This window comes from Candidatus Binatia bacterium (assembly GCA_029243485.1).
Classification (GTDB): domain Bacteria; phylum Desulfobacterota; class Binatia; order UBA12015; family UBA12015; genus VGTG01.
The window spans coordinates 718,054-733,272 of record JAQWRY010000086.1 but is presented as its reverse complement, the minus strand read 5'-3'; the positions used below and the strand labels follow the sequence as shown (position 1 = coordinate 733,272).

At 65.8% G+C, this 15,219-nt stretch carries 15 protein-coding genes; 6 read left to right on the top strand and 9 right to left on the bottom strand.

Annotated features, from left to right (window positions below; translation table 11 throughout):
* Positions 1-30 precede the first annotated feature (30 nt).
* From P8R42_28240 to P8R42_28230, 3 genes are all read right to left on the bottom strand, one after another.
* Positions 31-267: a flagellar biosynthesis anti-sigma factor FlgM gene (locus tag P8R42_28240; protein ID MDG2308487.1), complete on the bottom strand. Its 237-nt coding sequence runs from the start codon at positions 265-267 to the stop codon at positions 31-33.
* Positions 268-365: 98 nt separating this feature from the next.
* Positions 366-1,277, bottom strand: a complete 912-nt coding sequence (locus P8R42_28235; protein MDG2308486.1) for a FliA/WhiG family RNA polymerase sigma factor — start codon at positions 1,275-1,277, stop codon at positions 366-368.
* 516 nt (positions 1,278-1,793) lie between these two features.
* Positions 1,794-2,456 (bottom strand): VTT domain-containing protein, encoded by a 663-nt coding sequence (locus P8R42_28230; GenBank protein MDG2308485.1) that lies wholly within the window; start codon positions 2,454-2,456, stop codon positions 1,794-1,796.
* Between the two features lie 187 nt (positions 2,457-2,643).
* Here P8R42_28230 and P8R42_28225 point away from each other — a divergent pair, with 187 nt between their 5' ends.
* A complete protein-coding gene (locus P8R42_28225; GenBank protein ID MDG2308484.1) occupies positions 2,644-3,654 on the top strand; it encodes an alcohol dehydrogenase catalytic domain-containing protein in 1,011 nt (336 codons plus the stop codon).
* A gap of 20 nt (positions 3,655-3,674) precedes the next feature.
* On the opposite strand, the gene P8R42_28220 is transcribed toward P8R42_28225, so the two are convergent.
* Together P8R42_28220 and P8R42_28215 are read right to left on the bottom strand one after the other, a co-directional pair.
* A complete protein-coding gene (locus tag P8R42_28220; GenBank protein ID MDG2308483.1) occupies positions 3,675-4,583 on the bottom strand; it encodes an LLM class F420-dependent oxidoreductase in 909 nt (302 codons plus the stop codon).
* 103 nt (positions 4,584-4,686) lie between these two features.
* Positions 4,687-5,565, bottom strand: coding sequence for an alpha/beta fold hydrolase (locus P8R42_28215; protein ID MDG2308482.1), 879 nt, complete (start codon positions 5,563-5,565; stop codon positions 4,687-4,689).
* Positions 5,566-5,623: 58 nt separating this feature from the next.
* On the opposite strand from P8R42_28215, the gene P8R42_28210 reads away from it, so the two are divergent.
* Positions 5,624-6,028 (top strand): VOC family protein, encoded by a 405-nt coding sequence (locus P8R42_28210; protein MDG2308481.1) that lies wholly within the window; start codon positions 5,624-5,626, stop codon positions 6,026-6,028.
* 401 nt (positions 6,029-6,429) lie between these two features.
* On the opposite strand, the gene P8R42_28205 is transcribed toward P8R42_28210, so the two are convergent.
* The 4 genes from P8R42_28205 to P8R42_28190 all read right to left on the bottom strand — a co-directional run bounded on the left by P8R42_28205 (position 6,430) and on the right by P8R42_28190 (position 10,323).
* Positions 6,430-7,404 (bottom strand): NADPH:quinone oxidoreductase family protein, encoded by a 975-nt coding sequence (locus tag P8R42_28205; protein MDG2308480.1) that lies wholly within the window; start codon positions 7,402-7,404, stop codon positions 6,430-6,432.
* Between the two features lie 340 nt (positions 7,405-7,744).
* Positions 7,745-8,671, bottom strand: coding sequence for a TIGR03564 family F420-dependent LLM class oxidoreductase (locus P8R42_28200; GenBank protein MDG2308479.1), 927 nt, complete (start codon positions 8,669-8,671; stop codon positions 7,745-7,747).
* Positions 8,672-8,695: 24 nt separating this feature from the next.
* Positions 8,696-9,478 carry a cyclase family protein gene (locus P8R42_28195; protein ID MDG2308478.1) on the bottom strand — a complete coding sequence of 261 codons (783 nt, stop codon included), beginning with the start codon at positions 9,476-9,478 and terminating at the stop codon, positions 8,696-8,698.
* The gene (locus tag P8R42_28190) at positions 9,475-10,323 is read right to left on the bottom strand and encodes a crotonase/enoyl-CoA hydratase family protein (GenBank protein MDG2308477.1); all 849 of its coding nucleotides are present in this window, start codon (positions 10,321-10,323) and stop codon (positions 9,475-9,477) included. The genes P8R42_28195 and P8R42_28190 overlap by 4 nt, the downstream gene beginning before the upstream one ends.
* 151 nt (positions 10,324-10,474) lie before the next feature.
* Between P8R42_28190 and P8R42_28185 the strand changes: the two genes are divergently transcribed.
* From P8R42_28185 to P8R42_28170, 4 genes are all read left to right on the top strand, one after another.
* The gene (locus P8R42_28185; protein MDG2308476.1) at positions 10,475-11,401 is read left to right on the top strand and encodes a CoA ester lyase; all 927 of its coding nucleotides are present in this window, start codon (positions 10,475-10,477) and stop codon (positions 11,399-11,401) included.
* A complete protein-coding gene (locus tag P8R42_28180) occupies positions 11,398-13,650 on the top strand; it encodes a molybdopterin oxidoreductase family protein (GenBank protein MDG2308475.1) in 2,253 nt (750 codons plus the stop codon). Before P8R42_28185 ends, P8R42_28180 begins: the two co-directional genes overlap by 4 nt.
* 309 nt (positions 13,651-13,959) lie before the next feature.
* Entirely contained in the window at positions 13,960-14,814 is an 855-nt protein-coding gene (locus tag P8R42_28175; protein MDG2308474.1) for an NAD(P)H-binding protein, read from the top strand.
* A gap of 107 nt (positions 14,815-14,921) precedes the next feature.
* The gene (locus tag P8R42_28170) at positions 14,922-15,215 is read left to right on the top strand and encodes a hypothetical protein (protein ID MDG2308473.1); all 294 of its coding nucleotides are present in this window, start codon (positions 14,922-14,924) and stop codon (positions 15,213-15,215) included.
* The last annotated feature ends 4 nt before the right edge of the window (positions 15,216-15,219 follow it).

Here is a 15,219-nt window from a genome sequence, read left to right as displayed (position 1 = left end):
CGCCTTACCCGCCACGCAAGGCGGGGAGATTCAGTGGTCGTCGCCGAAGAGGGCGAGACGCGTGAGGGACTTCAGGAGGGCCTGAGCGACCTTCCCGGCATCGGGGCGATAGGTCCCGGCAGCCAGGGCACGGCGGAGCTCTCCGACCCGAACGGCACGGGCCGCGGCAGCCTCCAGGGCGTTCTCCGGGGGCCGGTCCGTGGCGGACTCGCAGCTCTCGTTTTCAGGGTCTTGCCAGCCGGACAATTCTGTACGCCGCGTGCGCATCTCAAGCTTCATCGGTCGGAAACCGAGACAAGTTTAGCGCGGCGACGCTCTATTTGGAGAGACGCCTGGGCCATATCTGGCCCAGGCAGTCCGAATTCTCAGTTATCGAAGGCGATCTCCGGCCGAGTGTCGGCCAGAACCTTGCGCAGACGGCCCATGGCCTGGCTGTGGAGCTGCGAAATCCGGCCCTCGGTCAGGTGCATGGCATCCGCCATCTCCCTCATCGTAAGGCCCTCGGAGTAGTACAACGAGACGACGATCCGTTCCTTCTCGGGCAGGGCTTCGATGGCCCGGCCGAGGATCACGACGCGCTCCTTTTGGAGTACGTTCTTCATGGGACCGTGATCGCCCGAGTCCGAGAACTCGTGGTCATCGGTCAGAACTTCCTCCCCGCGGCCGAAGGCCAGATCGCCGGGGGCGATCATCGTGGACGATCCGAGCGCCGCGACCGTGCTCGCGTACTCGCCGAGGGAGAGGTCCATCTCCTTGGCGATTTCCTCGTCGCCCGGGGGGCGTCCGAAGCGGCGCTCGAGGCGCAGGGTCGCGGCCTCCATGTCGTGCGACTTCTGACGGATGCTCCGCGGCAACCAGTCGCAGCGGCGGAGGAAGTCCAGAATCGAGCCGCGGATCCGGTACTGCGCATACGTGGCGAAGGAGGCTTCGCGCTTCGAATCGTACTTACGCATTGCGTCAAGAAGGCCGATGGTACCCCAGCTTATGAGGTCCTCGGTCGGGATCTCGGGGGGCTTACGAGCAAGCATGCGCTGGACGACCTGGCGGACCAGCGGCAGGTGGTTCTTCACTTCTTCTTCCGGGTAGTGAATGGCGGTTTTCGCCTTCGCGGACGTCGCTCGCGTGGAGGCGCGCTTGGGCTCGCCGCGGGTGGCCGTGGCATTCGAGCGGGTACTCCCTCGCGTGCCAGCGTGGGCCTTGCGGGCGTTGCTGCCCGTTCGCTCCGCGTGTGTCGAAGCCGCAATCGAGCCGATGACCGCCTCACTCGTGGTCGCCATCGCCGTCATTCCTCGTGCCGAAGCCGTTGCCCGCATCGTCCTCTCCTATCCTGCGCCGAGCCTGGGTGGCGGACTCCGTCCGGGCTCTGGCGCCTCAATGGTCATAGGACCGTCCCCATGCGGTCCCCACCGGCACACAAAGCCAGATCCGTTCCAACTTGGAACAGGAGGGTCAGAGCCCGAAATCGCTAAAGAACTTGGAGGCGATACCGAAGGACCAGGCGGCAAACCTTTCCGCCCCCTGTCAGAATCATGCCACACCGTCGAATTGATGACCCTCCCTTTGGCATGGCATCCAGGCGAATCCGGTCCTTCCCCTCCGCCGGCAGAGCGCTGGTGGCCGCAGCCCTGCTCGGCACATACGGCTGTGAGCGCGCGCGGCTGGAGCTCCCTACCGGGCCCGTTCCGACTGCCCAAATCGAGAGCCGTACGCGGAAATGGATCGATGCGGCACGCCCGACCGCCCCGATGGGCAACCGGCGGACCTCACTCGGTCCGGAGCTCTTCAACAACCTGCTACGACGCCTCGTCTTCGCTGAGGAGTCGTCGGCCCACGAGCACACCCACGACGAGGAAACCTGCCACCAGGCCGGCAGGTATCAGGACCTGCGGGGTCAGCCAGTCTCCGTTCTCGATCGCCACGGCTACGGAGCCCCCGAAGTAGACGAAGACGGCCACGTTCGGAATCACGCCGAGAGCGGTCCCCGCGGCGTAGCTGCCGAAGGGGACGCTGGTCGCGCCGACCGCCCAATTCAGAGGGGGCGCCAGGCCGAGAACGGTGCGGAGCAGAAAGACCCAGATAAACCCGTTCTGCGAGAACCGCGCGTCCAGTCGCCCGAACCAGTCGCTCTTCTCGACGAACGTGCGCTGGACGTAGTCTCGCGCCAGATACCGCGCGATGAGAAATGTCGCGGTCGTGCCGATGACGGTCGCAATCCACCCGTAGACGAAGGCAGGCCAGCCGCCGAACAAGGCGCCGCCGAAGGTGAGCAGCAAGCTCTCGGGGAGATAGAGCACGATCCCGAGGGTACAGATCCCGATGAATGCAACCGGCCCGAGGTTGCCCCAGGAGTCCACCCAGCTGCGCATCCCATCCAGAGTCAGCAACTCGTCCAGCCCCAGCAATCGCGCCCCGAACACGAACGCCACCCCCAACAGGGCCAGGAGCCCGAGCTTCATGACATTCCGCATCAGGAGACTCAGATTCTAAGGATCCGGGACGTCAATGGCAAAAAAGAAAACCGTCGGCTGATGAGACGGACGCGGGGCCTGGGCATCGTTCGTTTCTCGGGGGTTGTTGGAGCAGTCGTTGGGCGAGGCGCTGGAAGAGTGAGTGGCAGGAGAGTATGGACGAACCGACCTTCCCATGCGAGCAGCTATTCTCAGCGGCGGGCGATTCTCCGTCGAGACGGTCCCCGACCCGGTTCCCGAGCCGAATACGGTCGTTTTGTCGGTGTCCGCATGCGGACTCTGCGGAACCGACCACAGTATCTACAGCAGTCGCCTCCTCCCAGACGGCGCAATCCTGGGGCATGAGCTCGCCGGTACCGTGGTCGAAGTCGGGCGAGGCGTCCGCGAATGGACCGCCGGGGACCGAGCCGCCGTGCTTCCAATCCCGTACTGCGGCCGCTGCGAGCTCTGCACGAGTGGGAAGGCGAACCTCTGCGGGCCCGGGCTCTCTGCGATGATGGGCTGTGGCGGCGGCGCGGGCGGACTCGCAGAACTCGTCACCGCGCCGGCGAGCTCGCTCCGACGCTTGCCCGGAATGCTCGAAGCGCAGCTCGGCGCCCTCGTCGAGCCACTGGCCGTCGCATGGCATGCGGTCGAACTCGCCGATGTAAAGCCCGGGACGCGGGTCGGCGTTCTCGGCCTCGGACCGCTCGGCCTCTTCGCCGGTCTCATCGCACGCCAGAAGGGCGCACTCGTGTTCGGCACGGACTCACGCCCTCATCGCGTCGCGGGCGCCCATGCTCTCGGGCTCGGTGCGTTCACCTCGGACGATCAAGCCGACGACCGAATCCGCGATCTCACCCGCGGCGGCCCCGAGGTGGTCTTCGAGGCAAGCGGACGACCGGAGTCGATCGAGCGCGCCGCGCATCTCGCCCGCGTCGGAGGACGCGTCGTGTTGGTCGCGTCGTACCACTCACCCGCCGAGATGACGCCCGGCCACTGGTTCAACCGGGGCATCTCCCTCCTACCGTCGATTGCCTACACTCAGCACGACTTCGAGGAAGCTCTCGACGCGATCGCGTCACGCAGAATCAATGTCGGTCCGCTGGTTCACCGCCCGCACAAGCTCGACGAAGTTCAGAACGTCTTCGAGAGCTTCTCGAACCAGACCGACACCGTGAAGCTCATCATCGACCCGTCGGCCTAACGGCCGCGTCTGGTCGCTGACTAGTGGTGCGGACGGGGCGTCGTCTGCAGGCGAGTCGCGGTGTCCATCAGGTTCCCCGCGAGTTGCTCGATCTCGTCGCGCAGCGCATCGACCTCCGAAGCGAAGGCCATGAGGATCACCTGGTCGACGCCCGCGGCGGCGTACGCCTCGAGCGACTCCGCGTCCCGGTTCGGCTTCAGGTACGGCGAGACGCTCACTTCGATCGAATCGGGCCGTCTACCGCGCTGTGAGAGAACGCCGTTCAGAACGTGGACACGCTCCGCCGCCTCCTTCGGGTCCAGGTGGAACCCGAACCAGCCCTGGCCGAGATCCGCGACACGTCGCAGCGCGTTCATGCTCTCGCCCCCGAAGATGATCGGCGGATGCGGCTTCTGGATCGGCTTCGGATACATCCGCACGGGCGGAATGACGAGCAGATTGCCCTGATGCTGCGACACCTCGTCGGTCCACAGCGAGTTCATGGCGGCGAGATACTCGCGGCAAAGGTGGGCCCGCTCGTCGAAGTCGGCGCCAAGGGCATCGAACTCCTCCCGGAGCCAGCCAATTCCGACACCGAAATCGATCCGCCCACCGGACAACACATCGCAGTCCGCGACTTGCTTTGCGGTGTAGATCGGCGACCTCTGCGGGACTAGGCAGATGCCCGTTCCGAGCCGGATTCGCTCTGTCACCGCCGCCGCGGTGGCAATCGCGGCGAACGGCTCGAGCATCCCGGCTTGTACGCCGAGACCGAGGGATCCATCGGCCGAGTAGGGGTACCTCGAGCGCGCCTCGTCCACGAGAACGACGTGCTCGGGGAACCACAAGGAATGAAAGCCGACCTTTTCTGCCGTGGTCGCGCCGGTGATCAGCAAATCCCGGAGCTTTTCAGCCTCCCCGATCATCGGCAGGAACAATCCGAGCTTCATACGCTTCTCCCTCGTGGTGAACTCGACTCTTGCACCCGCGGTCGAGGATTTCGCAGTCTGCCGGGCACCCCGATATCAGGCAAGACCATCCTGCCCACCGGATTCACCTGCCGTCCACCCGCGCGGTGAGCGAACCGATCGCACCGATGAGTTCGCCGTGGGCCCCGCGGGGAATATCGTGCCCCATCCCTTCGATCACCCGAAGCTCGGCCCCCGGGATCACGGAGGCGGTGTCCTGACCGTGGGCGAGAGGGATCAGAGGATCGCCGGATCCGTGGATCACCAGCGTCGGAACATCGAGCGCGCGGAGCTTCTCGCGCCGGTCTCCTTGCGCCTGCACCGCGGCGAGCTGCCGGGCGGCCCCCGCCGGATGGAAAGCACGATCGAACGCCCGGCCCGCGACGTCGGCCTCTCTCGCCGCGTCAAACGGGAAGCCCGGACTTCCGATCACCCGCTGGGTCTGCACCGTGTGTGCCACGTAAGCCTCGCGTTCTTCAGGCGCCGGCGCGATCAGCGCGTGCATGGCCTCGGGCGACGGTGGCGGCAACTCTGGTCCGCCGGTGCTCGACATGACCGAGGTCAGGCTCCGGACGCGCGACGGGTGTCGCACCGCGGCGGTCTGAACGATCATGCCACCCATCGAGATTCCCGCGATGTGGGCCGTCTGGATCTCGAGGGCGTCCATCAGGCCCACTGTGTCGTCGGCCATGTCATCCAGGCGATACGCGAGTTCGATCTCCTCCCCCGCGATCAGCGCACCGAGATCCGGGACGCCGGCCTCATCGAACCAGGTCGTCTCGCCGACGTCCCGATTGTCGAAGATCACTACGAAGTGCCCACGGTCCGCGAGACCGCGGCAGAAGTCGGGGTCCCAGTGGATGAGCTGAGTCGACAGCCCCCGGAGGATCAGAAGCGGCTCTGCGCCACGATCTCCGAACGTCTCGTATTGGACCTCGATCCCATTTGCGTGCGCCTTCGGCATGACCCGCGCAGGCTAGCGGTGTCTGGACGCATAGATCAATGGGTGTAATGGGATCCTCATGTTGCCGATACCCATTCGCGGGCTGGACCACATCGTTCTGCGCACCGACCGACTCGAAGAGCTTCTCGTGTTCTACCGAGACGGGCTCGGGTGTGCCGTGGAAAAGATCCAGAAGGAAATCGGGCTCTACCAGTTGCGGGCCGGGTCGGCGCTCATCGACATCGTCGACGGCAAAATCTGGAAAACCGAGGCGGGCCCGGGCGAGAGCCTCTACGATCACTTCTGCCTGCAGATCGCGTCGAGCGATGCAGGCGGGCTCGTGGCAGAGCTGGACCGACGCGGGATCCCGCACGGAGACCCGGCCGACCGCTACGGCGCGACGGGACCCGGAATCTCCGTCTACGCCAACGACCCCGACGGCCGAACCGTGGAATTCAAGCTCGTCGGCCCGAACCCCCGCTAGCTACGAGGCGGGCGCAAACAGCCGGTAGCCGTTGATCCAGACCGGCAGCTCGTGATCGAGCCCCGGATCCGACCAGAGGTAGAGAGACTCGGCGAAGAGGGGCCCGGTAGGCCGCGACCTCCCGAAAGCCTGGCCTACCGAGGTTCAGCGCTTCCAGAAACGCTCCCTGCGGGCCGTCGAAACCCTCGCGAACGTGCATGAGCTCTTCCTGCGCGGGGAACAGAACGGCGTCGATCTTCTTGTCGACCAACCACTCCACGTAGTTCCGAACGGTCGCCTCTCGGTTCGGACCGCTCAACTCGAATCGCGACCGAAGATCGACCCGATGCACCCTTCATCGCCTTGCCCACGAAATCCCAGCCGAGCCAGCCCTTCCAGGGATACGCGACCTCACGCGGTCGTCACGGGATGACGACGATCTTGCCCTTCGCCCGGCGCCCGCCGATCTCGTCCAGCGCCCCGGCCGCCTCGGCCAGCGGATACGAGGACGACACGTAGGGCTTCACCTTGCCGGCCGCGAACATCTCAAAGAGTTCGCGCGTGTTCTGCTTGTTTCGCTCGGGCTCGCGGCCGACGAACGCCCCCCAGAAGACACCGACGATCTGACAGCTCTTCAAGAGCGTGAGGTTCAGCGGGATCTTCGGGATGTCCCCGGCGGCGAAGCCGATCACGAGAAAACGTCCTTCCCAGGCGATCGCGCGCAACGCCGACTCGGAGTAGTCGCCTCCGACGGGATCGTAGATGACATCGGCTCCCTGGCCGCCGGTGAGTTCACGAATCCGATCCTTCAGCTTCTCGGTCGAGTAGTTGATCGTCTCGTCCGCACCATGCTCGCGACAGACCGCGAGCTTCTCATCGCTCGACGCCGCCGCGATCACGCGCGCGCCCATCGCCTTACCAAGCTCACACGCCGAGAGGCCGACGCCCCCGGCCGCGCCGAGAACGACGAGATTCTCGCCCGGCTGGATCTGACCTCGATCCTTGAGCGCGTAGTACGACGTGCCGTACGTCATCAGGAACGCGGCCGCCGTCGGGAAGTCCATCGAGTCGGGAATCGGCACCGCATGGCTCGCCGGGATCACGAGCTCTTCTGCGAACCCACCGAAGCCGGTCGACGCGAGGATCCGATCGCCGACCACCAAGCCGGTGACCCCCTCGCCGACTTCCTTCACCACGCCCGAAATCTCGCCTCCGGGCGCGAACGGGAGAGGAGGTTTGAACTGATACTTGTTCTGGATGATGAGGACGTCGGGAAAGTTGACCCCGCAGGCGCGGACGTCGACGGCAACCTGCCCGGGGCCCGCCTCCGGCGACTCGACATCTTCCAGCACCAAGCTCTCGGGCGGACCGAACTCCTTGCACAACAGCGTCTTCATACACGGGGACTCTACTAGCTCCCGCGCACGCGTGCACTAGGAGCCTGACCCAAGATGACTCACGACGACCTGCCACCGATCCATCTCGGGTCAGGCTCCTACTCGAGGCCGAGGCGCTTCATCGTGCGGTACAGCGTCGTGCGGTCGATCCCGAGCGCCCGTGCCGCGTGACCGAGAGCGCCAAAACATGTGCTGCGGGACGATGAAGGACGGGGGACTCATGGTCCTCATCGCCCCGCCCGGCTTCAGAACCGCGCAGCCCTGAAGCAGTGGGTCGACGAAGGCGGCGCCTACACTTCGTCGCTTCCCGCGAAGAAGAAGTAGGCGACGCCCGCCCTCCCTACCCCTTCGCGCGCTTGATCAGGAACGCACGCGTACGCTCGAGCGACTCGGGACCAGCGCCGTCGGCCGAGAACGGCGCGGCGAGGTAGTCGGTCACGCCCGCCTCCGCGAGCCGGTCGAGCTGCTCGCCAACGTCGCTTTCGTCGCCGACGATCGCAACGTCGCCCGGCCCTGCAGCCCCCTCGCGGTCGAGCATCGCGCGGTAGGACGGCAACGTGCCGTAGATCTCGAAGGCCTTGCCCGCCTTCTCTCTCGCGCCCTTGGGGTCGTTGCAGACGGCGATCGGCAGACCGCAGACGACGCGAGGCGCCGGTCGGCCCGCGGCCGCCGCAGCTTCAGTGATCCGCGGGACCGTGTAATCCTTCAGCGTCTTGGTCGCCGTCATCCACGTAATCGTGCCTGCCGTCTCCCGGCCGGCGAGCGCGAGCATCTTCGGCGCGAGCGCCGCGATCAACAAAGACGGGGCCGGCGCACCGGCGACCTGAATCTGCGCCATGATCTTGAACTCGTCGCCCTGATGCCCGACGGCCTCGCCGCGCAACAGCGGGTTCAGAACTTCGACGTACTCCTTCATGTGGCTGTATGGCTTCGCGTACGAGAGGCCGAGCATGTTCTCGATCACGATCTGGTGTGAGAGACCGATGCCGAGCGCGAACCGGCCGCTGCACGCGGCATTCGCCGAGATCGCCTGCTGCGCCATCGCCGTGGGATGGCGCGGATAGCTCGGCGTAACCGCCGTCCCCAGCTCGATCGTGCTGGTTTCACGGCCCGCGAGCGCGCACGCGAGTATCGCGTCGAATCCGAAGATGTTCGCGAACCATCCGCTCGCGAAGCCGTCCGCCTCCGCCTGCTTCGCCTGGCCGATCAGACCGTCCACAGTCGCGGGCGTTCCGCCGATTTCACCGATTCCGATTCCAATACGCATCTTCGTAGCTCCTAAGTTCAGGGATCAGGGGAGAACCGCAATGACGCGCACCGGCGCGCCCGAACCGCCCCCGATCTTCATGGGCAATGCAATGATCGTCGCGCCGGAATCGGGCACGGCTTCGAGGTTCGCGATATTCTCGAGGCCAGCCTTGTCGGAGCCGTTCACGATCTGATGAACGATGAAGTCCTTCGATGGGCCGTAGTCGATGCTCGGCGTGTCCACTCCGATCGCTCCCACGCGGCGCTTCTCCATGAGGAACGTAGCGGCCTCCTTCGAGAACGCCGGGAAGTGCAGGTTCTCCGTATCGCCGGCGACCGCAGTACCGAGCACCTGCGCGCGGTCGGGCCAACGCTTCGCCCAACCGCTTCGCATGACGACGATCGCGCCGTCCGGGATCGCGCCGTGGCGCTTCTCCCACGCCTCGACGTCGGCGATGGTCACCCGGTAGTCGACGTTCTCCTGCACGGCGTCCGTCACGTCGAGAACGACGAGCGGTCCGATCAGCGACGAAAGATCGATCTCGTCAACGCTCTTCTTTCCTTTCGCGAAGTGGACCGGCGCATCGATGTGCGTGCCCCCGTGCTCAGCCGTCGCGAACCGGTTCGCCGTGTAGTACCAGCCGCCCGGCGTGACGCCCTTGCTCAGCTCCTCGAACTCGAAGCCTTCTTTGTCCGTGGGCCAATAGACCGTATCCGCGTCGTAGGTGTGCGAGAGGTCGACCACCTTCGAGGCGTCGAGCGCCCACACGTCCGATGACGGCGCGAGAACAATCACCGCCAGGAAGAAGCCGGCGGCGACTCTCACTCCTTCCACCACGGGTAGAACGGCGGCATGCCTGTGCTCGGCTTCATCGAGAACTTGGCCGGACGTTTCTCGAGAAACGACTGAACGCCCTCGTAGGCGTCGGGCTGGCGGCCGGTCCAGAACACGGCCTTCGAGTCGAGCAGGTGCGCTTCGTGCGGACTCGACGCACCGAGCATCTTCCAGAACATCTGCCGGGTGAGAGCGACGGAGACCGGGGCGGTGTTGTCGGCGATCTCCCGGGCGATGCCCCGTGCCGTCGGCAGCAGCTCCTCGGGCGGGACCACCTTGTAGAGCAAGCCTGCTTCGAGCGCCTCCTCACTGCGAAAAATCCGCCCCGTGTAAGCCCACTCCGCCGCGGTTTGGATTCCCACCGCTCGCGTCAGGAACCAGCTCGACGCCGCCTCCGGCACGATCCCACGCCGAGCGAAGACGAAACCCATCTTGGATCCCGGGACACCAATCCGAATGTCCATGGGCAGGGTCATGGTGACCCCGACCCCGACGGCGGCGCCGTTCATCGCCGCGATGATCGGCTTCTTGCAGTCATAGATACGCAGGGTGAGAAGGCCGCCCTCGTCACGGTGCGTGTCGATCGTCGGCTTGCTCGCGCGATCGGTGTTGTCGAAGCTACCGCCGCCCGATCCCAGATCCGCTCCGGCACAGAAGGCGCGCCCAGAACCGGTCACGATCACCGCGCGGACGGCATCGTCTCCGTCGACCTGATCCAGCGCATCGAGCAACTCGTGACACATCCTCGACGTAAAGGCGTTCATCTTGTCGGGGCGGTGCAACGTGATCGTCGCGACCGCGTCGTCGACGGCGTACTGGATCGTCCGATACTCCAAACCACCACCTCCGAAATACACTGGAAAACGCCGCGGAGAGCGCCGCGGCACGCGGGGGAGCTTTGCCGAAGGGTCCCGGCGGCGCAAGCTTGCCTGGGGATGGGCACCACGATACCCCTCGTCTCATCCACCCGCAGGAGGTCCTTCGCTGATGGCGACACAAGAATCGACACCCGCCGCACCGCAGCTTCGCCGCTCGCTCCTCTGGGTACCGGGCGACGACGAGAGGAAACTCGCCAAGGGACCGACCGCAGGTGCCGACTCCCTCGTCCTCGACCTCGAAGATGCCGTGGTCCCCGCGCACAAGGCGAAGGCACGAGAGATCGTCCGCGAGACCCTTCTCGAGATGGACTTCTGCGGCGCTGAGAAGCTCGTGCGCATCAACCCGCTCGAGACCGGGCTCGCACTCGACGACCTGACCGTCACCATGCGGGGCGCACCGGACGGCTACATGATCCCGAAGGTGCGGAGCGAAGACGACATTCGCTTCATCGACGGGGCTCTCACCAATCTGGAAGCCATGGTCGGCCGCCCACGGGGCTCCGTGCGCCTCATCCTGCTCGCAACCGAGACGCCCGAAGCGATCCTGAACATTCGCCGCATCGCGCAAGCGAGCCTGCGCTCCTGCGGAATGATGTGGGCCAGCGAGGATCTCTCCAACGCGATCGGCGCTCGTCGAAGCCGCAACGACGACGGGTCCCTACCCGATGTCTTCTCGTTCGCACGATCCGCCTGTCTCCTCGCCGCGGCCGCGACCGGCATGGACCCACTCGACATGCCGTTCTTCGACTTCCACGACGACGAAGGACTCGAGCGCGAGGCGCGTGAAGCCGCCGAGCTCGGCTTCACGGGCAAAGGAGCGATCCACCCCAACCAGATCGCGACGATCAACCGGGTCTTCGTTCCGAGCGAAGAAGAGGTCACGGAAGCGAACGCGCTTCTCGATGCCGCGACCGAAGCCTTCGCGCGCGGCCAAGCGGCCTTCGTCTACAAGGGTGCGATGGTCGACGCACCGCACATCAACCGAGCACGCAAGATGGTCGCACGAGCGAACGCCGCCAAGGAGAAGACCCAGTGAGCACCACCGACACGGAGTCCACCCACTTCCACACGTGCCCGCTCTGCGAGGCCTGCTGCAATCTCGAGATCAAGACACGTGGACGCGCAGTCGTCTCGGTTCGCGGAGACGAAGGCGACCCGTTCAGCAACGGCTTCATCTGCCCCAAGGGCGCGGCCATCGGCGCACTCGATGCCGACCCGGACCGACTCCGTAGTCCCCTCATAAAACGAGACGGCCAGCACGTCGAAGCGACGTGGGACGAAGCTTTCGCCGAGATCGATCGCAACCTGCCTCGAATCGCGGACGAGCACGGCCGTGACGCGGTCGCGGCTTATCTGGGCAATCCGTCCGCACACCACGTCGGCCACGGGCTTTACGGACGCGTGCTTCTGAAGGGGCTCGCGACACACAACCTCTACAGCGCGAGTACCGTCGACCAGATGCCGAAGCAGGTTTCGTCGGGCCTGATGTTCGGTGGGAGCCTCTCGGTCCCCATCCCCGACGTCGACCACACCGACCACCTGTGGATCCTCGGGGGAAACCCGCTCGTATCCAACGGCAGTCTGATGACCGCTCCGGACATGAAGGGGCGCCTACGGAAGATCCGAGAACGGGGCGGCAAGATCGTGGTCTTCGACCCGCGCCGCACGCGAACCGCCGAAGCCGCCGACGAGCACCACTTCATTCGACCCGGGCGCGATGTCTTCTTCCTGCTCGGTGTGATTCACACCCTGCTCACCGAAGAACGTGCGGCACCGGGTCGCCTCGCCGAGATGTGCAACGGCCTCGACCAGATCGGCGGGCTCGTCCGCGACTATTCGCCGGAGACGGTGGCCGACGTCTGCGGCATCGAGGCCGACGAGATTCGACGACTCGCACGCGAGCTTTCCGAGGCACAAACCTCGTCGGTGTATGCGCGGATCGGCACGTGCACCCAGGAATTCGGTACGACCACCAGTTGGCTCGTCGATGTCGTGAACGTACTCACGGGCAATCTCGATCGCGCGGGAGGCGCGCTGTTCACGAAGGCGGCGATCGGTGCCGCAAACGCGCAGAGCAAGCCGGGAACCGGGCGCGGAATGCGCCTCGGCCGTTTTCGCAGTCGCGTGCGCAACCTTCCCGAGGCCTGCGGCGAGCTGCCGGTTGCGTGCCTCTCCGAGGAAATCGAAACACCCGGGGACGGCCAAATCCGCGCCCTGATCACCATCTGCGGCAACCCGGTTCTGAGCACGCCGAACGGCGCACGCCTGAAGAAGGCCCTCGAGAGCCTCGAGTTCATGGTGAGTGTCGATATTTATCTGAACGAGACGACGCGCCACGCCGACGTCGTTCTTCCGGGACTGTCGCCTCTTGAACAACCCCACTACCCTCTCGCGTTCACGCAGCTCGCCGTGCGGAACTTCGCGCGCTTCTCGCCACCGATCTTCGACGTGCCCGAGGGCCAGATGGAGGAGTGGCGCATCCTTCTGCGCCTCGCCGGCATCGTGACCGGACAGGGACCGAACGCGGACATCGACGCGCTCGACGACTTCGTCTTCGAACAGATTCTCCAGAAAGCCGTCGCCAACGAGTACTCTCCGATCCACGGACGCGACGCCGACGACATCCGCCGACAGACGTCTCGCTACCGCGGTCCTGAGCGCATGCTGGACCTCCAATTGCGCACCGGAGTCTACGGCGACGCCTTCGGCTCGAATCCCGGCGGACTCAACCTTGCGACGCTCGCGGTCTCTGGCCACGCGGTCGATCTGGGCCCGCTCGGCCAGCGACTTCCGGAGGCCCTGCAGACGCCGTCCGGGAAGATTGAGCTCACCCCCGAGCCGTTGGTCGCCGATCTCGACCGGGTTCGTGCGCGACTCGACGCCGAGAAAACCTCGGCCAGTCTCGTCCTCGTCGGTCGGCGCGACCTGCGCTCCAACAACTCGTGGATGCACAACATCCCCGGGCTCGTGTCCGGTCGCGCGCGCTGCACCCTGCACGTCCATCCCGAAGATGCCGCGCGGCTCGGCCTCGCCGACGGAAAGAACGCACGCGTCTCCTCTCGAACCGGCAGCGTCGACGCGCCGGTCGAGGTCACCGACAGCGTGATGCCGGGCGTGATGAGCCTCCCCCACGGCTGGGGGCATGACGACACGAAGACTCGATTGGGCGTCGCCCGTGCGAATGCCGGTGTCTCTTCAAACGACCTCACCGACGAGGCACAGGTAGACGCGCACTCCGGCAACGCGGTACTGAACGGGATCCCTATCCAAGTCGAAGCGATCTAGGAGCTTGACTCAAGATGGCTCCCGACGAGCTGACGGCGGCAGCGATTCCTCACCGGTTCTCTGTCGAAGTACTCGTCATGGCCCATGACCCGTGGGGCCTCTCGTCAGCGAGCTCTGGCGCGGTCGGGCCCATGTTCGGCCGGTCCGAACCAAGGACCAGTGCGATCTGTTCAAAATCATCGGCGTTCCCCGTGCCAAGCCGGTCGTCGATGCACCACCCCCCCCTCGTCTGCGCCCGATACCCACCGGAGTGTGCACGTGCGTTCCGAAGATGATCTCGGGTACGGTTCGACGAGAGGCGAACCCGAGGTGACGAAGTCCAACAAAAAAATGGCAGTGGTCGGCGCGGGCTGGCTCGGCGCCGAAATCGCCCGAAGAGCCGCCGACGCCGGCTTCTCCGCGATCGCGACGACGCGCTCGGGCGAGTGGCGCGCCGCTGGACCCCACCCGGATGGTGTCGAGGTAGTCGGATTCGACATTGTAAGTGACAGCGCGTCTCGTCTTCAATCGCTTCTGCGCGACATCGACGTCGCCGTGTTCTGCTACGCCCCGTCCGGCGACCAAGATCGAGGACGCCTCTACGTCGAAGGTGCGAAGTCGATCGCTCGCGCCTGCAGCGCGCTGCCACTCGAGCGCGTGATCTACACCTCGTCGACGTCCGCGCTCTCAGCGCACGACGGATGGATCGACGAAACCTCCGAGGATTGGCCGGAGAACCCCCGGGGGCGCGTGCAACGTGAGGCCGAAGCTGCGCTTCGAGACGGCCTCTCCGACTCGGACACTCCTTGGACCCTGCTGCGGCTCGCCGGGCTATATGGGCCCGGTCGCGAACTCGAACGGATCTACCGAGTACGCGACCCGGACCTCGTACGCCCGGGCGACGGACTCGAGGCCACGAATCTCATCCATCTCGATGATGCCGCGGGCGCGGTCCTGGCTGCCATGGGTCTCCCGGCATCGGACCGTGGAGTGATCCACGTCTGCGACGACGACCACCGGACCCGCCGCGAGGTCGTCGCCGCAATCGCGGCCGCCACCGGCGCCCCCGAGCCCAAGTGGGCAGAACCTGCCGACTCTCGAACCGCGCGCGGAAAGCGGGTGGTGAACACTCGTATGAAAGAACGCCTCGGACTCACTCTGAAGCACCCCACTCACGACCTCTGAGGTCGATCGAGGGCGGCGAGGGGAACACGAGGCGCGCTTCGTGTTGTCTCGGACCTCCGACGCCTTCCAAGCTGACGATCCGTGCTGCACGCGGGGCCCTTTCCCGATTGCGAGACGGTGGCTTCGACCCGAACACGTACTCCACTCTCCTCGGCGCATCGGGCGGCCCGAAGTGGCTCGTCCTGAGCCTCATCGGCCGGGTCCCGGCCGAGCAATTCGTCGCGGCGATCACAGGCGCCGACGCCGACCGCGCCGCGCTCGAAACAGTGCGGGCGGAGAAGCTCGCGGACATGACGGTCGCCTCCGAGCAGATCCTCACGTCGTTGGCTGACGTCGCCGGCGGCCTCACCCCCGAGCGACGGGTCGAGCTCGCGCAGATGGCCGAGCGTTGGCACCACTAGGCGT